We start from the raw sequence: 21,139 nt of genomic DNA on the forward strand, positions 1-21,139 counted from the left end.
TCTCCGAAAAAAACTGGATTGCTCCAGTTTTCATGTGTTATTTTAACAAGCCACGTTCACGATACCAGACGTCTGGAGTCCAAACCCACTTGCAACCGTAGCTTTCTAGCAAATCAAAGGCAGCCTCAGGTCCCATAGTTCCAGCTGGATAGGTGTGGAGAGGGACTTGGTTGCTTGCCCACAAATCAACAATGCGGTCAATCAAGCTCCAGCTTGCTTTCACTTCTTCCCAATGGCTAAAGTTAGTAGAATCACCATTTAGGACATCGAAAAATAATTTTTCATAGGCTTCAGGTGAATTTCCAAGGGCAGTTGCATTGTGGCGGAAATTGAGCTTAGCAGGAGTAAGAGCAAAATGGGAACCAACTTCCTTACCGTTGATAGAGAGCATAAAGCCTTCGGTTGGTTGGATGAAAATGGTCAAGACATTGGCCTCAGAAGGTTGACCAAAAATATCTTCCGCATGCTTGAAGGTGATGGTCACGCGTGTGCCCTTTTCTGTCAGGCGTTTACCTGTACGGAAGAAGAAAGGGACATCACGGAAACGGTCAGTATCAACGAAGAAGACACCTCCTGCAAAGGTTTCTGTCTGAGAAGCTTCGGCAATATTTGGTTCATCCAAGTAGCTAACGTAGTCTTTTCCGTCGATGGAACCTGCTGCATATTGACCACGGATGAAGTTGCGTTTGAGGTCCTCATCAGAAGGCTGACGAAGGTGTTGGAAGACCTTGATTTTTTCAGCGCGGACATCTTCCTCCTTGAAGCTGGCTGGCTTATCCATTGCTAGAAGTGAAAGAACTTGAAGGGCATGGTTTTGCACCATGTCTTTTAAGGCGCCAGAATGATCGTAGTAGCCCCCACGATCCTCAACACCAATCGCTTCAGCAAATGTAATTTGGACGTTATCGATGTAATCGCGATTCCAAATATGCTCAAAAATGATATTTGCAAAGCGAACCGCAAAGATATTTTGCACCATTTCCTTGCCTAGGTAATGGTCGATACGGTAGATTTGGTCTTCATTGAAGGCTGCTGCCAATTCATCATTGAGTTTGCTTGCGGTTGCAAGGCTAGTTCCGAATGGTTTTTCAATAATCAAGCGTTCAAAACCTTGTCCGTCAACGATTTGTTCAGATTTGAGGTGTTTGGCAATGGTTCCGAAAAATTCAGGTGCCATGGAGAGGAAGAAGACCTTGTTGTGCTGGGTATCGTATTTTTCACACAAGTCGTCCTGCAATTTACGAAGAGCTACATAATGTTCCGTGTCATTGACATCGTGGCTTTGGTAGTAGAAATGACTAGCAAATTCATGAGCTTGACGTGGTGTGTCAGGTAGATCACCTAGTGATTCAATGACGGTTTGCTCAAAAAATTCCTTGGTCCAAGGTCTGCGAGCTGTACCAATTACTGCAAAGTTTTCCTTGATGTGTCCAGCCTTATAGAGGCGGAATAAAGATGGGTAAAGTTTGCGTTTGGCAAGGTCGCCACTAGCACCAAAAATTGTAAACAATACATGTGATGACATAATTTCATTCCTATCTGTTGAGTATAGACACTATTATAGCATAAATTGTCAGAAAATTCACTTTTTGAATTGGAATTATTAGAAAACACGGTAGACATACGGGGAATCTGGCTGTTCAATCTGAACCATCGATTGCAATTCAAGTGTTGGGAGATTTTGTTTCAACGATGTATGGTAGGAAACCTTGATTGTTCCTCTGGCTTTTACCCAAGTATTGTTAGGAAATTCTGTGGTAGCCCCCGTAGAGAGTAAGCCATATACTCCAGAATCAGCAATGCAGTGAATAATACCAAAGCGGAAAAGGAAAAATTGCTGGCTATTGTCAGGGTCATTGTAGACAAATCCAATCATTTCAATCGTTTTTCCTGAAAATTCCGTAGGATAGTCGTAGATTGCTTCCATCACTTCCATATAGTTTTCATTAGTTACGACAATGGTTTCTTCAGCCAAGTACCGATCAGCAATTTCACGCATCTGGTTTTGATAGGCAGATTTCGTAAAATAAATAGAAGTATCAGGCTTGAGATACTGAACAGTCGTCCCTTCTTGGTTTTGTGTATTAGCATCGTTTTCTGCTGCTAGTGGGAAATGATAGCCCTTGGCAGCAACAGTTGTTGAATCCAGGCTTACCGTAGGAAAGAGCCAGGCTATAGCAAGAGGAATGAGCAATAGTCCAATGCTTGATAGTTTGGCAATTTTGCTTTTTAAATGGCTATGTACTCGAATTTCTTTTACCCAGACATACAATTGTACGATGGCAAGTATGAAAGATAAAACCATGGATAGATAGGCTAGATAGCTATAGTGCAGATTGATGTATTGGTCTAATTTTCCAGAGACATAAAGATACATGGTCATCTCAAAGTAACCTGCAAGAATTAAAAAACGAATCATACTACACCTCCAAGTATCAGACTATATCCCAAAATAACGAGAGTGATAGTAATGATAAAACCGGCTATAAATTTCCCCTTGAAATAATGTTTCATCATGAGCAAGTTTTTAACATCTACCATGGGTCCGATAACTAAGAAAGCCATTACTGGGGCGAATCCGAAGCTGGATAGTAGTGATGCACCAATAAAGGCATCGGCTTCAGAACATAGGGAAAGAAGAAAGGCCAGCAACATCATCAGTAAAATAGCTGTTAATGGACTGTGACCGATGGTAGTCAGGACAGCAGTTGGAATATAGACCTGTACGAGACTTGCAAAGAGACAACCAAAGACTAGGTAACGTCCCGTATCAAAAAATTCATCAATGGCATGAATAAGTGCGAAGCCAACTTTTTGCCAGCTGGTTTTATCTGAATAATCATGCTGGTGATGGTCAAACTTGCTTCCTTTAAGAATTGGTCCTTTTATGAAAAAACCAAGAATGATTCCCAATACTAGGGATACAATGATGGCTCCTAGGGCTCTATAGAAGGCAAAAAGTAAGGAATTGCCAAAAGCAGTAAAGGTTGCAAAAAGGACGATGGGATTAATCACAGGAGCCGTTACTAAAAAGGGAACAGCAGTATAACTAGGTACTTTTTTCTCTAATAGCCGATTGACAATAGGGACAATACCACATTCGCAAGACGGAAAAATGAAGCCGATAAAGGTTCCAAATAGAATGGCAAGAAACTTGTTCTTGGGAAGGAGTTTATGGACTTTTTCAGGGGTGATAAACACATCAATAAAGCCAGAAATCAATGCTCCAATCAACACAAAGGGCAAGGCTTCAATCATGATAGACAGGAAAATAGCCCCTGCCTGTAGGACGGAGGTAGGTAATTGATCAAGACCGAACATATTATTTTTTATCCTGATTCAAGTTGTTTTTCTCGGAATTTTCTTTTGATTTTGGATCAGGGTACTCAATTTCTTCCAGTTTTTCAAATGAAGCAAATTCTTCCAGCATCTTTTCTAAATCATCTTGTCGTTTATAGGTTACAGCCATAAGGCACCTCCAAAAATTTTATATACACATTATACATTTTTTACTAAAAATTATCTAAAGGAATCTGTTTTTATTGAAGCGCAAATATAGTTCGCACCCTCAAATCATGATATAATATTCTTATGAAAACAAGAATATCAGAATTAGTTAGCGTGCTCAATCAATACGTTAAAGAGTATTATCAATTGGACCAACCTAGCGTATCAGATGCAGAATATGATACGCTTTATCGTGAATTAGTAGAACTGGAAACAGCTCATCCAGAACTGATTTTACCAGATAGTCCTACCCATCGGGTCGGGGGAAAGGTGCTAGACGGATTTGAAAAATATAGTCATGTTTATCCTCTTTTTAGTTTGCAGGATGCCTTTTCTCGTGAAGAATTAGAAGCTTTTGACCAGCGAGTTCGCAAGGAATTTCCTCAAGCAACTTATATCTGTGAATTGAAGATTGATGGTCTATCTATTTCCCTGACCTATGAAGCGGGTAATTTAGTCGTGGGTGCTACACGTGGTGACGGTAGTGTCGGTGAAAATATCACAGAAAATCTCAAACGAGTGGCTGATATTCCTTTAACCCTACCCGAAGCTGTGGACATCACTGTCCGAGGTGAGTGTTATATGCCAAAGGCTTCCTTTGACCGTGTTAACAAACAGCGTCAGGAGGCTGGTGAAGCTGAATTTGCTAATCCGCGTAACGCAGCGGCAGGAACTCTTCGCCAATTAGACACAGGTGTCGTGGCCCAGCGTGGACTTGCAACCTTCCTTTACCAAGAGGCTAGTCCATCTGAAGCGACTAGTCAGTCCGATGTGCTTCGCAAGTTAGATGCTCTGGGATTTGTGACCAACCACGAATATTGCTTGGCGGAGTCGATTGATGACACGTGGGATTTTATTGAAAAAATAGCAGAGCGTAGAGATGATTTACCCTATGAGATAGATGGTGTTGTCATCAAGGTAAATGATTTAGCTATACAAGAAGAACTAGGATTTACAGTAAAAGCGCCACGATGGGCAGTAGCCTACAAGTTTCCAGCTGAGGAAAAAGAAGCAGAAATCTTGTCGGTTGATTGGACTGTTGGCCGGACAGGTGTTGTGACACCAACTGCCAACCTTAGTCCTGTTCAACTGGCAGGAACGACTGTCAGTCGAGCGACCTTGCACAACGTAGACTATATCGCCGAAAAAGATATTCGTATTGGCGATACGGTCATTGTTTATAAGGCGGGAGATATTATTCCAGCAGTTCTGAAAGTGGTGGACAAGTATCGAAAAGAGCAAGAAATCATGCCCGTTCCTAGTCGTTGTCCGTCTTGTCAGAGCGACCTACAACACTATGAGGACGAAGTTGCCCTCCGCTGTATCAACCCTATTTGTCCTAGCCAGCTGATGAGTAAGTTGGAACATTTTGCAAGTCGGGATGCCATGAACATCGCAGGGCTAGGGTCTTCAATCGTTGAAAAACTCTTTGGAGCAGGCTTGGTACACGATGTTGCCGATATTTATAAATTAACTGTTGATGACCTATTGACCTTGGAAGGTTTCAAAGAAAAATCGGCTGACAAGCTCTATCAAGCCATTCAAACTTCTAAGAGCAACTCAGCAGAACGCCTCCTGTTTGGACTAGGAATTCGCCATGTCGGCAGTAAGGCAAGTAAGATTTTAGTAGAAAAATTTGGCGATTTAGAAACCTTAGCATTTGCTGAACAAGAAGCAATTGCTTCGCTAGAAGGTCTTGGTCAGGTTATTGCTAAGTCCTTGACAACTTTTTTTGCTAGTGAAGGTGCGCAGCAACTTTTAGCTGAACTTAAGGAAGCTAAGGTAAACTTGACCTATCTCGGACAAGTAGTAGATGAAAATGCTGCGCTATCGGGTATGACAGTTGTACTGACTGGTAAATTGGAGCGAATGAAACGAAACGAAGCCAAAGCCAAATTAGAAGCTTTAGGGGCAAATGTAGCAGGATCAGTTTCTAAAAAAACTAATCTTGTGGTTGCTGGAACAGATGCTGGTAGTAAATTGACCAAAGCACAGGAGCTAGGTATCGAAATTAAAGATGAGGCTTGGTTAGAGAGCTTGTAAAGGTAAAACGATGGAAGAAAGAAAACGTGCTAGACTAATATATAATCCGACCTCAGGTCAAGAAATCATGAAGAAAAATGTGGCCGAAGTATTGGAAATTTTGGAAGGTTACGGTTATGAAACTTCAGCTTTCCAAACAACTGCTGAGAAAGACTCTGCAAAAAATGAGGCTACACGTGCGGCACTTGCGGGCTTTGACTTGATTATTGCGGCTGGTGGAGATGGAACGATCAATGAAGTCGTCAATGGAATTGCTCCGCTTGAAAAACGTCCGCAGATGGCCATCATACCGACTGGAACCACCAATGACTATGCGCGTGCCTTAAAAGTGCCCAGGGGAAATCCTGTAGAAGCAGCTAAGGTTATTGGTAAGCAGCAGACCATTTTAATGGATATTGGTTTAGCCAAAAATCAAAAAAATGGTTTTCATCAAGAACATTATTTTATCAACATTGCTGCGGCAGGTACACTTACGGAATTGACCTACAGTGTTCCAAGTCAACTTAAGACCATGTTTGGCTATTTGGCCTATGTGGTAAAAGGAGCAGAACTCCTGCCACAAGTACAATTTACACCTGTTTGTGTAGAGCATGATGAGGGAGTATTCGAAGGCTCGGTTTCAATGATTTTTGTTGCCTTAACCAATTCAATTGGAGGTTTTGAACAGATCGTTCCAGATGCTAAGTTAGATGATGGTAATTTTACCTTATTGATGGTTAAAACAGGGAATTTATTTGAAATTCTGCATCTGATTCGTCAAGTCTTAGACGGTGGCAAACACATTGATAGTGATTTAGTTGAATACATAAAAACCAAGAGCCTATCCATCGAAAATCTGAACCCAGATAACCGTCTACTGCTCAATCTAGATGGAGAGTTTGGTGGGGAAGCCCCTGTACGTCTGTACAACCTATCAAACCATATAGAGTTTTTCGCAGATACAGATCTGGTTTCTGACCATGCAATCACTCTTGATACTGATCAGATGAATCGAGAAGATATGGCCAAACGATTCATTGAAGAAACAGACCATATTGATGAAGCTATTAAATAGGAAGAAAAGATGAAACCGTCTTTTCTTTTTATTTTGTAAAAACGAATTAAACGCTTACAATGGCGGTATTTTCTTGACAAATAGATGTTTTAGGAGTATCCTTACATGGTATTAAATTTTAAAAGGAGAATTCGTTATGAGTTTAGGCGCATTGGCCCTTGGATTGGCCTGTCTTGGTGTAAGTATCGGTGAGGGACTGTTGGTGGCTTCATACCTTAGTTCGACTGCACGTCAACCAGAAATGCAAAGTAAATTGATGGCTGGTGTATTTTTGGGTGTTGCCTTTATCGAGGGAACTTTCTTCGTAACCTTGGCTATGACATTTGTCTTGAAATAGTAGAAAATAGAGAAATAGAAAAGGGGGGAACCTCCATTGGAAGAACATTTAAGTCCAACCCTTACCCTTGGTCCCGTAACCTTTGACCTGACCATGGTATTGGTTTCTGTCATTACCATTTCCATTATTTTCTTACTTGTTTTTTGGGCTAGTCGTCGGATGGAGCTCAAGCCAAAAGGGAAACAGAATGTTTTGGAGTACGTTTACGAATTGACCATCAATTTTACAAAAGGGAATCTTGGCGATGCGGAAGCAAAGCGGTATTCCTTGTTCTTCTTTACAGTCTTTACTTTTCTTTTGGTTGCCAATAATCTAGGTTTGATGACCAAATTGGAAACAGCAGAAGGACATAATTTGTGGACTTCTCCAACGGCCAATATGGCTTACGATTTCGGTTTGGCAACAATTGCAACAGTATTTTGTCATGTTGAAGGTATTCGTCGTCGCGGTTTCAAGGCGTACCTCAAATCTTTTGTGACACCCTGGGCTATGGCTCCAATGAACATTTTGGAAGAAGTGACCAACCTTGTGTCGCTTGCTCTTCGTCTGTACGGTAACATTTATGCTGGTGAAGTGCTTGTCTCTCTTCTTCTACAATTATCTCAACAAAGTGCACTTGCATATCCAATTGCCTTTGCTCTAAACGTTGTTTGGACAGCATTTTCTGTATTCATTTCATGCTTGCAGGGATATGTATTTATCATGTTGGTATCTATGTACTTAAATAAAAAAATTAGTGGTGAGAGTGAATAGGAAAGGGAATGACAACTATGGCAACAACTATTACAATGCAATCTAGTACCATTCTTGGAAACTTTATCTTGGTAACAGCCTCATTTACAATACTTATTATTCTTATTCGTGTTTTTGCATGGGATAAAATTACAGGTATTTTTGAAGAACGTGCCAATAAGATTGCAAATGATATTGATGCTGCAGAAGAAAAACTAACAGCAGCAGCGAACCTTGTTCAACAACGTGAAGATGAGTTGGTACAGGGACGTATTGAAAGTCAAAAGATTATTCAAGACGCGGTTGAACGCGCAAAACTAGAGAAAAAACGTATTCTTGAGCAAGCAGATGTTGAAATTCAAGGATTGAAGCAAAAAGCTCAATTGGAAATTGAAGCTGAAAAACGTGAAGCACAAGAAAACTTGCGTGTTCAAGTTGCTGAATTGGCAGTTGATCTTGCAAGCAAAATTATTTTGGAAGATTTGGACCAACAAGCTCATAGTAACTTGATTGACCGTTATTTGGACAAACTAGGAGACAAGTAGATGAACGCTAGAGAAAATGCCATCGTGCAAAAATATGCTCTATCATTTGTTGAAAAAGTCAGTGATCATGCAGATATTTGGGATATGTATGACCAGATTTCTGACTTGATTTCCATCATTCATGATAGTAAGCTGAATCGACTCTTGCTGTCAGCGACAGTGTCGAGAGAAGAAAAGGCTGACTTTGTAAGGACGGTACGTCAATCTAGTTTCTGGCAAATCAATGACTTGATTGAAGATGTTATTCGTGATGGTCATGCAGATTTGCTTCTTGAAACCCTTGAGCGTGTCCAATTACAAATCAGTAAATTTAAAAATGAATTTGAAGCCCGTGTGGTTTCGGTCTATCCGTTGACAGAAGCTCAAAAAGAGCGTCTCCGTCACTTGGTAGAACAACGATTTTCCTTGCGTGTACGCAATATCACGGAAGAACTTGATCAAAGTCTCCTCGGTGGTTTTATTGTAACGGTTAACCATAAGGTAATCGATGCAAGCGTTCGGACACAGTTGAAGGACGTTAGAAAAAAACTTTAGAAAATAGAAAGTGGTGTTCTTTTGATTAATGCACAAGAAATTAGCGCTTTACTAAAACAACAAATTGAAGGCTTTCAGCCTGACTTTGACTACACAGAGACTGGTGTCGTAACCTATATCGGTGACGGTATCGCCCGTGCGCAAGGTCTTGACAATGCCATGAGTGGAGAGCTTTTGGTATTTGAAAATGGCACCATTGGTATGGCACAAAACTTAGAAACCAACGATGTTGGTATCATCATTCTCGGACAATTTACCGATATTCGTGAAGGGTCAGTTGTTCGTCGTACTGGTAAAATTATGGAAGTACCAGTTGGTTCGGCTTTGATTGGTCGTGTCATCAACCCACTCGGTCAACCTGTGGATGGTCTTGGTGAAATTCGTACTAGTAAGACTCGTCCGATCGAATATCCAGCACCAGGTGTTATGCAACGTAAGTCGGTTAATGAACCGCTTCAAACTGGTCTTAAGGCGATTGACGCTTTGGTTCCGATTGGTCGTGGTCAGCGTGAATTGATTATCGGTGACCGTCAGACAGGGAAGACATCTGTAGCTATTGATGCTATTCTCAACCAAAAAGGCCAAGACATGATTTGTATCTATGTGGCTATCGGTCAGAAAGAGTCAACTGTTCGTACTCAGGTTGAAACGCTTCGTCAATACGGTGCTTTGGATTACACAATCGTAGTAACTGCATCTGCTTCACAACCGTCTCCATTGCTTTTCTTGGCTCCTTATGCTGGTGTTGCGATGGCAGAAGAGTTCATGTATGAAGGCAAACACGTCTTGATTGTTTACGATGATTTGTCAAAACAAGCGGTAGCTTACCGTGAATTATCTCTCTTGCTTCGTCGTCCTCCGGGTCGTGAAGCCTATCCAGGGGATGTATTCTACTTGCACAGTCGTTTGCTAGAGCGTTCAGCAAAGGTTTCAGATGAATTGGGCGGTGGCTCCATTACAGCTCTACCATTTATCGAAACACAAGCGGGAGATATTTCAGCTTACATCGCGACCAACGTGATTTCTATCACGGATGGACAAATCTTCTTGAAGGACGATTTATTCAACTCTGGTATCCGTCCAGCGATTGATGCGGGTTCTTCTGTATCACGTGTAGGTGGCTCTGCACAGATTAAGGCCATGAAAAAGGTTGCAGGTACCCTTCGTATCGACTTAGCTTCTTATCGTGAATTAGAAGCCTTTACTCAATTTGGTTCGGATTTGGATGCAGCAACTCAGGCCAAACTCAACCGTGGTCGTCGGACTGTGGAAGTGTTGAAACAACCATTGCATAAGCCACTTCCAGTTGAAAAACAGGTTTTGATTCTGTATGCTTTGACAAATGGCTTCTTGGATTCAGTGCCAATTGATGACATTTTGGCATTTGAAGAAGAACTGTACGCATATTTTGATTTGCACTACGATGGTCTTTTAGATGTTATTCGCACAACAAAAGATCTTCCTGACACAGATGAATTGAATGCTGCTATCCAAGCTTTCAAAGACCAGTCTGTCTTTAAGTAAAGGAGTGAATAATGGCAGGTTCTCTCAATGAAATCAAGTCAAAAATTGCATCAACTAAGAAAACCAGTCAAATCACCGGTGCCATGCAGATGGTTTCGGCTTCTAAATTAGCCAAATCAGAGCAATTAGCGCAATCCTTTCAGATCTACGCTAGTAAGGTTCGTCAGATTACAACGGATCTCTTGCGTGGAGAATTGATGGCTTCAGATACAAGCAATCCAATGCTGATTCGCCGTCCAGTTCAAAAATCGGGTTATATTGTCATTACCTCTGACAGTGGACTAAAAGGTTCATATAATTCCAGTATTTTGAAGGCTGTGATGGGGATGATTGAACAGGACCATGACTCGAAAGATGAGTATGAGATTATTGCTATTGGTAGTATGGGAGCAGATTTTTTCCGTGCTCGTGGTATCAATCCTGTCTTTGAATTGCGCGGTTTAGCAGACAACCCAAGTTTTGAAGAGGTTCAAAAAATCATTTCTAAGTCTGTTGAGATGTACAAGAATGAACTCTTTGATGAGTTGTATGTTTGTTATAACCACCATGTCAATAGTTTGACCAGTCAGGTGCGTGTACAACAGATGCTTCCTGTAGAAGATTTGGACCACAATGAAGCAGATGGTTATACAGCTACCTTTGAGTTGGAACCAAACCGTGAGGTTATTTTGGAACAACTCTTGACTCAATATGCAGAATCAACTATTTATGGAGCGATTTTGGATGCCAAAACTGCTGAAAATGCAGCAGGTATGACAGCCATGCAGACAGCGACGGATAATGCTAAGAATGTCATTAACGATTTGACAATCCAATACAATAGGGCTCGTCAGGCAGCGATTACTCAGGAAATTACTGAGATTGTAGCTGGTGCCTCAGCCCTTGAGTAATAGAAATAGAGGAAATAGAATGAGTTCAGGCAAAATTACTCAGGTTGTCGGACCAGTTGTAGACGTTGCGTTTGCAGCAGAAGATAAACTTCCTGAGATTAACAACGCACTCGTTGTATATAAAAATGATGATTCCAAACAAAAAGTCGTGCTTGAAGTGGCTTTGGAACTTGGTGATGGCGTTGTACGGACCATTGCCATGGAATCAACGGATGGATTGACACGTGGGATGGAAGTTCTCGATACAGGTCGTCCTATCTCTGTTCCAGTCGGTAAAGAAACGCTGGGTCGTGTCTTCAATGTGTTGGGAGATACCATTGACCTTGAAGAGTCTTTTCCGGCAGATTTTGAACGTGAGCCTATCCATAAGAAAGCGCCAGCTTTTGACGAATTATCTACTTCAAGCGAAATTTTGGAAACAGGGATTAAGGTTATCGACCTCCTAGCACCTTATCTAAAAGGTGGTAAGGTTGGTCTCTTCGGTGGTGCCGGTGTTGGTAAAACCGTTCTTATCCAAGAATTGATTCACAATATTGCCCAAGAACACGGTGGTATCTCTGTATTTACCGGAGTTGGCGAGCGTACCCGTGAAGGGAACGATCTTTACTGGGAAATGAAAGAATCAGGTGTTATTGAAAAAACGGCCATGGTATTTGGTCAGATGAATGAGCCACCAGGAGCCCGTATGCGTGTTGCTCTTACTGGTTTGACCATTGCGGAATACTTCCGTGATGTGGAAGGGCAGGATGTTCTTCTGTTCATCGATAATATCTTCCGTTTCACTCAGGCTGGTTCAGAAGTGTCTGCCCTCTTGGGTCGTATGCCATCAGCCGTTGGTTATCAGCCAACACTTGCAACTGAGATGGGACAATTGCAGGAGCGTATTACCTCGACCAAGAAGGGTTCTGTTACATCTATTCAGGCTATTTACGTACCTGCGGATGACTATACAGACCCAGCTCCAGCGACAGCTTTCGCTCACTTGGACTCGACTACCAACTTGGAACGTAAGTTGACTCAGCTTGGTATCTACCCTGCGGTGGATCCATTGGCATCATCATCTCGTGCGCTTTCTCCACAAATCGTTGGTGAAGAGCACTATGCAGTGGCTATGGAAGTAAAACGTGTTCTTCAACGTTACCAAGAATTGCAAGATATTATTGCCATTCTCGGTATGGACGAATTGTCAGATGAAGAGAAGACCTTGGTTGGTCGCGCTCGTCGTATCCAATTCTTCCTCTCTCAAAACTTCAACGTTGCGGAGCAATTTACAGGTATGCCAGGTTCTTATGTGCCAGTAGCTGAAACGGTGAAAGGCTTTAAGGAAATCTTGGACGGCAAACACGACCATCTACCAGAAGATGCCTTCCGAAATGTTGGTTCAATTGAGGATGTGGTCGCTAAAGCTGCTAAAATGAAATTCTAGAGGTGGCTTATGGGACAAATGACTGTACAAATCGTAACACCAGACGGTATCAAATATGACCATCATGCAGCATTTGTTTTGGTCAAAACGGTTGATGGTGAGATGGGGGTCTATTCTGGACATGAAGAACTGATTGCAGTTTTGGAAATCGGTGAAATGAAAGTGCGTCGTGTTGATGATGAAAACCATGTAGACTGGATTGCGGTCAATGGTGGAATCATTGAAGTCAACAAGGATATTATTACGGTCATTTCTGATTCCGCTGAGCGGGAACGGGATATTGATATTAGTCGTGCGGAACGTGCCAAATTGCGCGCGGAACGTGAATTGGAAGAAGCACAGACTGCTCGTAATATTGATATGGAGATGCGTGCAACAGTCGCCCTCCAACGTGCGATAAATCGTATCCGTGTTGGGAAACATTAATCTATATGGGATTGAACTTGGTTCAGTTCCATTTTTTAATTTCATGGTATAATGGAAATATGGTAATTTCAATTTTACAGTTTTTTAGTCATATATTGTTTATCTATCTGGCTCATCATCTCTTGGTTACAACAGTTGATTGGTCACGGTGGTTGAAGGTGACAGGGGACAATCAGCGTAAAATCAATTTGCTGATTCTCTTTCTGGCAATAGCACTGGGGTACTTGGTCTCGACTTTCTTTTTAGAATTGTTGATGATGGGACGCTCTTTTGCAAATATGTGATTTAAGTAAGAAAAGGATAAGAAATGGATACAATTATTGTTACAGGTAGTAAAAACAGTTTGAAAGGACAGGTTGAGATTGAGGGGGCGAAGAATGCCGTTCTGCCTTTATTGGCAGCAACAGTTCTAGCAAGTCAAGGGCAAACCAAATTGACTCAGGTTCCTATTTTGTCTGATGTCTATACAATGAATAATGTTGTACGTGGTCTGGGAGTTCGTGTGAAATTTGACGAGGAAACAAAGACTATCGATATTGATGCAACAGGTAAACTTGGTAGCGAAACTCCTTATAAGTATGTGAGTCAAATGCGCGCCTCTATTGTTATTCTTGGTCCGATTTTGGCACGCAATGGTTATGCTAAGGTTTCTATGCCAGGAGGTTGTACAATTGGTAGTCGTCCAATAGATTTGCACTTAAAAGGTTTGCAAGCTATGGGGGCTAAAATTAAACAACGAGCTGGTTATATTGAAGCGAGTGCAGAGAACTTGCAGGGAGCTCATATCTATCTTGACTTCCCAAGTGTTGGGGCAACGCAAAATTTGATGATGGCTGCAACTCTGGCGCAGGGTACAACGGTATTGGAAAATGCAGCGCGAGAACCTGAAATTGTTGACTTGGCTATTTTCCTAAACAAAATGGGGGCCAAAGTTAAGGGGGCAGGTACAGAGACAATTACGGTTACTGGTGTAGAAGAATTGATTGGCGCAGAACACCAAGTTGTCCAAGACCGTATCGAAGCAGGGACCTTTATGGTAGCTGCGGCAATGACTGGTGGTGATGTCTTAGTCAAGGATGCTGTATGGGAACACAACCGTCCACTTATCTCTAAGATGTTGGAAATGGGAGTTGAGGTGACGGAAGAAGCTGAAGGGATTCGAGTTCGTTCGCAAGTGGATAAGCTTAAACCTGTAACAGTAAAAACCTTGCCACACCCAGGCTTCCCAACGGATATGCAGGCTCAATTTACAGCCCTAATGGCAGTTGCAAAGGGTGAATCTACCATGATTGAAACGGTATTTGAGAATCGTTTCCAGCATTTGGAAGAAATGCGTCGGATGGATTTGCATTCGGAAATTTTACGAGATACAGCTATCATCACGGGAGGACAAGCTCTGCAAGGTGCTCAGGTTATGTCTACTGATTTACGAGCAAGTGCCGCTTTGATTCTGGCTGGTTTGGTTGCTGAAGGTGAGACGATTGTAGGTAAATTAACGCACTTAGACCGAGGTTACTATCGTTTTCATGAGAAATTAGCTACTTTAGGTGCAACGATTGAACGTGTGAGTGGAGAAGATGAAAATGGATAAGGATAATCTTAGCTATGTTGGTAAAAATTTAATCTTAGTAGCAGTTGTTTTGTTGATTGCTATTTTGGTGTTTATTTTAGGATTAATGGTTGGTTACGGTGTCATAGGAGATGGAGACAATGTATTTGCGGTGTTGTCACCAGCTAAGTGGCAAGAACTAATCGGTAAATTTACAGGAAAGTAGGCTGGACCTGCTTTTTTGATGGAGAGAAAATGGCGAAGAAAAATGTAAAAAAACAAGCAATGAGTCTGCTCAGCTTATTGGCTACGATTGTTGTAGTAGCGGGTGGCTATCTTTTAAGTGATAACAAGAGCAGTAACGTTGCTGATTATTCCTATTATGTCAATCAGTCTAAGGCAAGTGAGAGCACACCTAGTCAGGAACTGGCTAGTTCGGTTTTGACAGAAGATGTAAAAAAACAACTGGGGAATTCGATTGAATGGAATGGTGCTGGAGCATTTATTATTAACGGGAATCAAACGGATTTAGATGCATCGGTTGCCAGTGTTCCTTATGGTGATAATAAGACAAAAACAGTCCAGGGAGAAACGGTTCCAACAGTAGCCAATGCGCTTTTAGCCAAATCTACACGTCAGTATAAGGACCGTGAAGAAACAGGAAACGGTCGGACTTCTTGGACACCTGCGGGTTGGCATCAGGTCCATGATTTAACTGGAGAATATGACCATGCAGTGGACCGTGGTCACCTCCTAGGTTATGCTTTGATTGGTGGATTGTCTGGTTTCGATGCTTCAACCAGCAATCCTAAGAATATTGCAGTTCAAACAGCTTGGTCCAACCAAGCTAATGACCAAACTTCAACTGGGCAGAATTATGCAGAATTATTTTGAAAGTCAGATTCGGCGGGCCTTGGATAAAAATAAGCGTGTCCGCTATCGTGTGACCTTGGTGTATGCTGAGAGTGAAGACCTTGTTCCTGTCGGAAGCCATCTAGAGGCAAAAGCAGCAGATGGTAGCCTAGAGTTCAATGTGTTCGTTCCAAATGTGCAGAGTGGTCTCAGTATCAACTATCATAGTGGGGAAATTACAGTAAATCAATAAATAGTCAGACGAATTCTCTCTCGCTAAATCAAATATATCAGACGATTTTCACGTAAAATCGTCTTTTTTTGCGTATAATTAAAAATATTTACAAAAACAGTTGACAAATCATCTGATGAATATTAGAATATAGTTAAAGAAAACGCTTACGACTTTGTCGTAGAAAACATTTAGGAGGAATTTCCAATGGAAAAACATGTTGAGCAACGTGTCGAAGACGTTACTTATAACAAAGCCAAGTTATGGCAAATCATATTATTTGCGATGAACAATTCATCGACGAATATTTACTTGGTTGCCTTTACTTTCGTGACTTATTTATCGACAGGTGTGCTTGGTCTTGCAGCCCTGTTTGTTAGTCAACTCATGGGCTATATTCGCATCTTTGATGGTTTCATTGATCCTACAATCGGAGTTATCATTGATAAAACGGATACTAAGTTTGGTAAATATCGTCCTATCTTGGTTTGGGGGAATATCATTACAGCAGCTTCTCTTTTTATGATGTTAGGTTTAAGTGGAGTTAGTGAGAGTCTCCGTCTTCCTCTATTCATCCTTGTTTTGATTATCCATAAAATTGGTTATTCATTGCAACAGACTATTACAAAAGCAGGACAAGTTGCGCTTACCAATGATCCAAAGCAACGTCCAATCTTTAATATTGTTGATGGTATTGCCACAACTGTGTTGATGACTGGTAGTCAGGTTGTTGTGTCAGGGACATTGGTTCCGAAACATGGTGGTTTCACTCCAAGTTTCTTCCAAGAATTGTTCCTCGGTGTAGTAGTAATTTCAGCTGTTCTGGGTATTCTTGCTATTATCGGTATTTGGGAGAAAGACAATAAGAAATACTTTGGTCTTGGTGAGAAGACACAGGAAACTAAGTTGAAAGACTACTGGAAAGTTATCAAAGGAAACAAACCTTTGCAGGTTCTTTCAATCTCTGCAGCCTTTGTAAAATTTGTTGCTCAACTATTTGGAGATTCCGTTATCGGAGTTATGCTGTATGGTATTATCTTCGGTGACTATGCTCTTTCTGGAAAAATGTCTATGCTTTTGATTTTGCCAGGTATTCTTGTAACAGTTGGTGCTGCGCAATTGGCTCGTCGTAAAGGTTTACGTTTTGCCTATATTACAGCGCTTCAACTTGGGATTGCTGGTCTTGTGACCTTGGCAGCAATGCTCTTTTCAGCTAAACCAGGTATGTTGGATTTGACAAATTGGAATCTCTACACAATCGGTTTCTTTGTTGTTTATATCATTGCTCGCTACGCATCTAGTGCTCCATCTGGTTTGGTATTGACCATGGGTGCGGATATTACAGACTATGAAACATCAGTATCTGGTCGTTACTTGTCAGGTATGATTGGGACTATCTTCTCATTGACAGACTCAATTGCTTCTTCATTTGCTCCAATGGTTGTTGGATTTGTATTAGCAGGTATCGGTTTTGGTAAAGAGTACCCAACTGTTGAAACAGCATTCTCAACAGATTTGAGAATGGCACTGATTGTCCTGTTGACAGTGATTCCAGCAGCGGTATTGAGTGTATCCTTGTTCTTGATGAAATTCTACAAACTAGACCGTGAAGAAATGGCTCGTATTCAAGAAAAAATCCATGTTATGAAAGCGGCAAAAGATGAAGAACGTGTGCGTGCGATTGCAAAAAATGTTCCATTATCTGATATGGATTATGTTGATGTAACTCAATATAAGGTTGATCAATACGACGATAAATAATACATTAACGACCTAGTTGGAGGCTTCCAGCTGGGTCTTTATCTAGGAGGCGGTATGAAAAAAATCTTAGCATTTGGAGAAGTTTTATTGCGGCTATCTCCTCCTCATTATCAGACCTTAACACAGGCTACCAGTTTAGATTGTCAGTTTGGTGGTTCGGAGTTGAATGTTTTAGCCAGCTTGGCTCAGCTGGGGCATTCAGTTGAGTTGGTGACGGCACTGCCTAAGAATGAAGTGGGAAAAATGGCAGAACACTTTCTCTTTGCACGGTAGATTGGACAGAAGCATCTGATTCGAAAAAAAGGAAGGCTGGGGCTTTATTATTATCAAAAGGGCTTCTCTCTTAGACCTAGCCAGGTGACCTACGACCGTGATTATTCTGCTTTCAGCTTATCCAAGGAAGAAGATTATGATTTGGAAGGTATGTTTGACGGTGTCGATTGGTTTCATGTCAGTGGTATAACGGTCGCTTTGAATCCAAATATTTATCGACTGGCCTTTCGTTTGATGGAAATGGAAAAGGGTCAGGGTGTTAAGGTTTCCTTTGACTTGAATTATCGAGAAAGTTTGTGGTCTTCTTTTGAAGAAGCGAGGGAGAAATTATCTCCTTTTGTAGGTTTAGCAGATATTTGCTTTGGTCTAGAGCCTATTCAACTCTTCAATGAATCTGGTAAAGATGTGAAGGATGAATTGGGGTTGAAGCGCCCTTATGAAAATAAAGAAGTTTTGTTGGCGGTGGTTAAGGGTTTGGCGGAGACTTATTCTTTGCAAAGTCTTGCTTTTACCCAGAGGGAAATGACCTACAATAATGAATATTTGCTGAAGGCATACTTGTATCAAGATGGTATTCTTTATGAAACAGAAAAAGAATCCATTCAAGTTTTGGACCGAGTTGGGACAGGGGATGCCTTTACAGCAGGAATTATTTTGGGTTATTTGCAGGAAAAAATGCCACAGGAAATAGTCGACTTAGGGATGGCTAGTTTTCAATTCAAGCACACCATTGAAGGGGACATTAATGTCATCAGTCAATCAGATATTGATTTGCTATTGAAAAAGGGTTCACGTGAAATAAAACGATAGAAAGAAGGAAAAAGTATGTTGTATCCTATACAAACAAAAACACGCTCAGTTTATTCTTTAAATGGAATATGGGCTTTTAAGCAAGGGAACAATGATGTTCATACTCTGTTAGATACAGATGAAGTAATGGTTGTACCGAGTTCCTTTAATGATGTTGTTGTCGATAAAGCAAAGCGTCGTTTTGTCGGAGATAATTGGTATGAACTCATGGTGGCTCTCCCTGTCGTATCAGCTGATGAGGAGTTGGTTGTGCGTTTTGGTTCGGTAACGCATCAGGCCAAAGTCTATGCAGATGGTCAGCTAATCGGGGAGCACAAGGGTGGTTTCACACCTTTTGAATGCTTGATTCCATCAAACTTATACGACGTTGACCAATTCCGTTTGACAGTCTGTGCCAATAATGAACTAAATTACACAACCCTTCCAGTAGGGAATTATAGCGAAGAAGTGGATGAGAATGGTCAAATTGTGAAGACCGTCAAGGAAAATTTTGACTTTTTCAACTATGCTGGTATCCAGCGGACAGTCCATCTCTATAAACGTCCAAAAAATAGGATTGAAGATATTGTTATTCGGACGGAGCTAAATCAAGATTTGACTCAGGCGGTAGTAAAGGTTGATGTGAAGACGGTTGGGCAGTACGATTCCATCCGTGTGTCTATTTTAGATCAAGAGGGACAGGAAGTAGGTCTTCTTGAAAATGGACAAATGGTCATTGAACATCCACGCCTTTGGGAGGTCTTGGATGCCTATCTCTATACTGCTAAAGTTGAATTATTTGACGGAGAAAACTTGCTAGATACCTACTCAGAACAATTCGGCATTCGTAGTGTTGCGGTTGAAAATGGGCAATTTTTTATCAATGGAAAACCGTTCTATTTCAAGGGATTTGGTAAACATGAAGATACCTTTATTAATGGTCGTGGTTTCAATGAAGCAGCCAATCTGATGGATTTGAATTTACTGAAGGATATTGGAGCCAATTCTTTTAGGACATCTCATTATCCCTATTCTGAGGAAATGATGCGGCTGGCAGATCGTTTGGGAATCGTTGTCCTTGATGAAGTGCCAGCAGTTGGCCTGTTCCAGCTTTTCAATGCAGCCTTGAATTTGACAGGTAATTCTGAAGAAGTAAAAAATACTTGGGAAGTTATGCAAACCAAGGAGGCTCATGAGCTGGTGATTGATGAATTGATAGCGCGTGATAAGAATCATCCTTCTGTAGTGATGTGGGTTGTTGCCAATGAACCGGCAGGGCATGAAAAGGGAGCACGTGCTTACTTTGAACCTCTGATTCAGCGCATGAGGGACAGAGATCCTTCTGGGCGTCCTGTGACCTTGGTCAATATTATGACAGCAACGCCTGATAAGGATGAGGTTATGGATTTGGTCGATGTTGTCTGTCTCAATCGTTACTATGGTTGGTATGTTGCTCATGGTGACTTGAAAGCGGCAGAGAAAGGGCTCCGTCAAGAGTTGGAGACTTGGCAAAAACTTTATCCTGACAAGCCGATTTTGATTACGGAATATGGTGCAGATACTCTTCCAGGTTTGCATTCGATGTGGGATATTCCTTATACAGAGGAATTTCAGGTGGATTACTATGAGATGAACCATCGAGTCTTTGATTCTATTCCTAATTTAGTTGGTGAGCAGGTCTGGAATTTTGCTGATTTTGAAACCACGGTTGGTATCATTCGGATTCAAGGAAATCATAAGGGGTTATTCTCACGGAATCGTCAACCGAAGCAAATTGTTAGAGAAATAAAGAAACGTTGGACTGCCATTCCAAACTACCATTATAAGAGGAAATGAGCTATAATAGTAGCAAATAGAAAGTTGTATTGGAGGACCAAGCACATGGCGAAACCCTTGGTAGAAAAAGCATCGGAACGCTTATTGGAATTGATTTTGGAAAGAGGATATGAAGTTGGTGACAAGCTTCCAAATGAGTATGAATTGGCCCAAGATTTAGAAGTTGGACGTTCGACTGTTCGAGAAGCTGTTAGAAGTTTAGCTACTCGAAATATTCTGGAGGTGCGCCAAGGGTCGGGAACCTATATCAGCTCTAAAAAAGGAGTATCAGAGGATCCCCTAGGTTTTTCTTTGGTAAGAGACCGTGTGAAGTTGACGACAGATTTGTTTGAAGTGCGGTATTTGCTTGAACCGAGAATTGCGGAGCGTGTCGCTCAGTTTGCTTCGGACGAAGACATTGCTCGACTAGAAGAAATTGTCCTTGCTATTGAAGAGGCCGTTGCTGCTGGAGACACGAAGCATCTGGAGTTGGATGTAAAATTCCACTGTATGCTGGCTGAGATGAGTGGGAATCTGGCAATGACTAGTCTGATGCCTGTCATTAATCAATCTATTCATCTGATCAATGAAAACTATTCAAATCGTCAGATGAAATCGGATAGTTTACAGGCCCACAGGAACATCTTAATGGCTATCAAGCAACGCCACCCTGTTGCAGCATATGATAGCATGTTAGCACATATTATATCAGTAAGACAGGTTGTTTTAAGCGAATGGTTCGATAAAGATATGACCTTGCATGGTCTCAACGATCATAAATAGAAATACAAAATAGATAGCCCAGAAGAATTCTTCTGGGTATTTTTTTGCTTTTTTCATTGACAAATCA

The 21,139-nt window shown here is 41.4% G+C and carries 20 protein-coding genes and 2 pseudogenes; 18 read left to right on the forward strand and 4 right to left on the reverse strand.

The window, feature by feature from the left end:
* Positions 1–37 precede the first annotated feature (37 nt).
* The 4 genes from zwf to K5Q29_RS01035 form a co-directional block, all read right to left on the reverse strand.
* Entirely contained in the window at positions 38–1,525 is a 1,488-nt protein-coding gene (gene zwf / locus K5Q29_RS01020; protein ID WP_105139845.1) for a glucose-6-phosphate dehydrogenase, read from the reverse strand.
* Positions 1,526–1,603: 78 nt separating this feature from the next.
* Positions 1,604–2,419, reverse strand: coding sequence for a TIGR03943 family putative permease subunit (locus tag K5Q29_RS01025; RefSeq protein ID WP_029175337.1), 816 nt, complete (start codon positions 2,417–2,419; stop codon positions 1,604–1,606).
* The gene (locus tag K5Q29_RS01030; protein ID WP_105139844.1) at positions 2,416–3,321 is read right to left on the reverse strand and encodes a permease; all 906 of its coding nucleotides are present in this window, start codon (positions 3,319–3,321) and stop codon (positions 2,416–2,418) included. The genes K5Q29_RS01025 and K5Q29_RS01030 overlap by 4 nt, the downstream gene beginning before the upstream one ends.
* Position 3,322: 1 nt before the next feature.
* Positions 3,323–3,469 (reverse strand): SPJ_0845 family protein, encoded by a 147-nt coding sequence (locus tag K5Q29_RS01035; protein WP_002936026.1) that lies wholly within the window; start codon positions 3,467–3,469, stop codon positions 3,323–3,325.
* 122 nt (positions 3,470–3,591) lie between these two features.
* On the opposite strand from K5Q29_RS01035, the gene ligA reads away from it, so the two are divergent.
* From ligA to K5Q29_RS01125, 18 genes and pseudogenes are all read left to right on the forward strand, one after another.
* The gene (gene ligA, locus K5Q29_RS01040; protein WP_105139843.1) at positions 3,592–5,550 is read left to right on the forward strand and encodes an NAD-dependent DNA ligase LigA; all 1,959 of its coding nucleotides are present in this window, start codon (positions 3,592–3,594) and stop codon (positions 5,548–5,550) included.
* Positions 5,551–5,560: 10 nt separating this feature from the next.
* Positions 5,561–6,604: a diacylglycerol kinase family lipid kinase gene (locus K5Q29_RS01045; protein WP_105139842.1), complete on the forward strand. Its 1,044-nt coding sequence runs from the start codon at positions 5,561–5,563 to the stop codon at positions 6,602–6,604.
* A 136-nt stretch (positions 6,605–6,740) separates the two neighbouring features.
* Entirely contained in the window at positions 6,741–6,941 is a 201-nt protein-coding gene (locus K5Q29_RS01050) for a F0F1 ATP synthase subunit C (RefSeq protein WP_002936021.1), read from the forward strand.
* Between the two features lie 36 nt (positions 6,942–6,977).
* The gene (gene atpB / locus K5Q29_RS01055; RefSeq protein WP_024407435.1) at positions 6,978–7,694 is read left to right on the forward strand and encodes a F0F1 ATP synthase subunit A; all 717 of its coding nucleotides are present in this window, start codon (positions 6,978–6,980) and stop codon (positions 7,692–7,694) included.
* Positions 7,695–7,711: 17 nt separating this feature from the next.
* The gene (gene atpF / locus K5Q29_RS01060; RefSeq protein WP_029171228.1) at positions 7,712–8,218 is read left to right on the forward strand and encodes a F0F1 ATP synthase subunit B; all 507 of its coding nucleotides are present in this window, start codon (positions 7,712–7,714) and stop codon (positions 8,216–8,218) included.
* Entirely contained in the window at positions 8,219–8,752 is a 534-nt protein-coding gene (locus K5Q29_RS01065; protein ID WP_024400742.1) for a F0F1 ATP synthase subunit delta, read from the forward strand.
* Between the two features lie 3 nt (positions 8,753–8,755).
* A complete protein-coding gene (gene atpA / locus K5Q29_RS01070; protein WP_032497571.1) occupies positions 8,756–10,276 on the forward strand; it encodes a F0F1 ATP synthase subunit alpha in 1,521 nt (506 codons plus the stop codon).
* An 11-nt stretch (positions 10,277–10,287) separates the two neighbouring features.
* Positions 10,288–11,166 (forward strand): F0F1 ATP synthase subunit gamma, encoded by an 879-nt coding sequence (locus K5Q29_RS01075; protein WP_002936012.1) that lies wholly within the window; start codon positions 10,288–10,290, stop codon positions 11,164–11,166.
* Between the two features lie 19 nt (positions 11,167–11,185).
* Positions 11,186–12,592, forward strand: a complete 1,407-nt coding sequence (gene atpD / locus K5Q29_RS01080; protein ID WP_024407431.1) for a F0F1 ATP synthase subunit beta — start codon at positions 11,186–11,188, stop codon at positions 12,590–12,592.
* Between the two features lie 9 nt (positions 12,593–12,601).
* Positions 12,602–13,018, forward strand: coding sequence for a F0F1 ATP synthase subunit epsilon (locus K5Q29_RS01085; protein WP_002936007.1), 417 nt, complete (start codon positions 12,602–12,604; stop codon positions 13,016–13,018).
* 59 nt (positions 13,019–13,077) lie between these two features.
* Positions 13,078–13,302, forward strand: coding sequence for a DUF1146 family protein (locus K5Q29_RS01090; RefSeq protein ID WP_012775178.1), 225 nt, complete (start codon positions 13,078–13,080; stop codon positions 13,300–13,302).
* Between the two features lie 23 nt (positions 13,303–13,325).
* Entirely contained in the window at positions 13,326–14,609 is a 1,284-nt protein-coding gene (gene murA / locus K5Q29_RS01095) for a UDP-N-acetylglucosamine 1-carboxyvinyltransferase (protein WP_105139841.1), read from the forward strand.
* A complete protein-coding gene (locus K5Q29_RS01100; protein ID WP_012775177.1) occupies positions 14,602–14,793 on the forward strand; it encodes a DNA-directed RNA polymerase subunit beta in 192 nt (63 codons plus the stop codon). The genes murA and K5Q29_RS01100 overlap by 8 nt, the downstream gene beginning before the upstream one ends.
* 29 nt (positions 14,794–14,822) lie before the next feature.
* Positions 14,823–15,672 (forward strand): annotated as a pseudogene (locus K5Q29_RS01105) (DNA/RNA non-specific endonuclease).
* Positions 15,673–15,858: 186 nt separating this feature from the next.
* Positions 15,859–17,412, forward strand: a complete 1,554-nt coding sequence (locus K5Q29_RS01110; protein ID WP_105139840.1) for an MFS transporter — start codon at positions 15,859–15,861, stop codon at positions 17,410–17,412.
* Between the two features lie 54 nt (positions 17,413–17,466).
* Positions 17,467–18,495: pseudogene (locus K5Q29_RS01115) on the forward strand (PfkB family carbohydrate kinase).
* Positions 18,496–18,510: 15 nt separating this feature from the next.
* Positions 18,511–20,310, forward strand: a complete 1,800-nt coding sequence (uidA, locus tag K5Q29_RS01120) for a beta-glucuronidase (protein WP_105139838.1) — start codon at positions 18,511–18,513, stop codon at positions 20,308–20,310.
* A gap of 45 nt (positions 20,311–20,355) precedes the next feature.
* Positions 20,356–21,072, forward strand: coding sequence for a FadR/GntR family transcriptional regulator (locus tag K5Q29_RS01125; RefSeq protein ID WP_002938037.1), 717 nt, complete (start codon positions 20,356–20,358; stop codon positions 21,070–21,072).
* Positions 21,073–21,139: the final 67 nt, after the last annotated feature.

This window comes from Streptococcus sp. 2018037 (assembly GCF_019754195.1).
GTDB lineage: Bacteria > Bacillota > Bacilli > Lactobacillales > Streptococcaceae > Streptococcus > Streptococcus hashimotonensis.

What these genes read in the sequence shown, in the direction of transcription:
- zwf (WP_105139845.1), bottom strand. Translation starts at nt 1,525, where the DNA reads ATGTCATCACATGTATTGTTTACAATTTTTGGTGCTAGTGGCGACCTT.
- ligA (WP_105139843.1), top strand. Translation starts at nt 3,592, where the DNA reads ATGAAAACAAGAATATCAGAATTAGTTAGCGTGCTCAATCAATACGTT.
- K5Q29_RS01050 (WP_002936021.1), top strand. Translation starts at nt 6,741, where the DNA reads ATGAGTTTAGGCGCATTGGCCCTTGGATTGGCCTGTCTTGGTGTAAGT.
- atpD (WP_024407431.1), top strand. Translation starts at nt 11,186, where the DNA reads ATGAGTTCAGGCAAAATTACTCAGGTTGTCGGACCAGTTGTAGACGTT.
- K5Q29_RS01085 (WP_002936007.1), top strand. Translation starts at nt 12,602, where the DNA reads ATGGGACAAATGACTGTACAAATCGTAACACCAGACGGTATCAAATAT.
- K5Q29_RS01110 (WP_105139840.1), top strand. Translation starts at nt 15,859, where the DNA reads ATGGAAAAACATGTTGAGCAACGTGTCGAAGACGTTACTTATAACAAA.
- K5Q29_RS01125 (WP_002938037.1), top strand. Translation starts at nt 20,356, where the DNA reads ATGGCGAAACCCTTGGTAGAAAAAGCATCGGAACGCTTATTGGAATTG.
- K5Q29_RS01035 (WP_002936026.1), bottom strand. Translation starts at nt 3,469, where the DNA reads ATGGCTGTAACCTATAAACGACAAGATGATTTAGAAAAGATGCTGGAA.
- murA (WP_105139841.1), top strand. Translation starts at nt 13,326, where the DNA reads ATGGATACAATTATTGTTACAGGTAGTAAAAACAGTTTGAAAGGACAG.
- K5Q29_RS01030 (WP_105139844.1), bottom strand. Translation starts at nt 3,321, where the DNA reads ATGTTCGGTCTTGATCAATTACCTACCTCCGTCCTACAGGCAGGGGCT.
- K5Q29_RS01065 (WP_024400742.1), top strand. Translation starts at nt 8,219, where the DNA reads ATGAACGCTAGAGAAAATGCCATCGTGCAAAAATATGCTCTATCATTT.
- K5Q29_RS01090 (WP_012775178.1), top strand. Translation starts at nt 13,078, where the DNA reads ATGGTAATTTCAATTTTACAGTTTTTTAGTCATATATTGTTTATCTAT.
- atpF (WP_029171228.1), top strand. Translation starts at nt 7,712, where the DNA reads ATGGCAACAACTATTACAATGCAATCTAGTACCATTCTTGGAAACTTT.
- uidA (WP_105139838.1), top strand. Translation starts at nt 18,511, where the DNA reads ATGTTGTATCCTATACAAACAAAAACACGCTCAGTTTATTCTTTAAAT.
- K5Q29_RS01075 (WP_002936012.1), top strand. Translation starts at nt 10,288, where the DNA reads ATGGCAGGTTCTCTCAATGAAATCAAGTCAAAAATTGCATCAACTAAG.
- K5Q29_RS01100 (WP_012775177.1), top strand. Translation starts at nt 14,602, where the DNA reads ATGGATAAGGATAATCTTAGCTATGTTGGTAAAAATTTAATCTTAGTA.
- K5Q29_RS01025 (WP_029175337.1), bottom strand. Translation starts at nt 2,419, where the DNA reads ATGATTCGTTTTTTAATTCTTGCAGGTTACTTTGAGATGACCATGTAT.
- K5Q29_RS01045 (WP_105139842.1), top strand. Translation starts at nt 5,561, where the DNA reads ATGGAAGAAAGAAAACGTGCTAGACTAATATATAATCCGACCTCAGGT.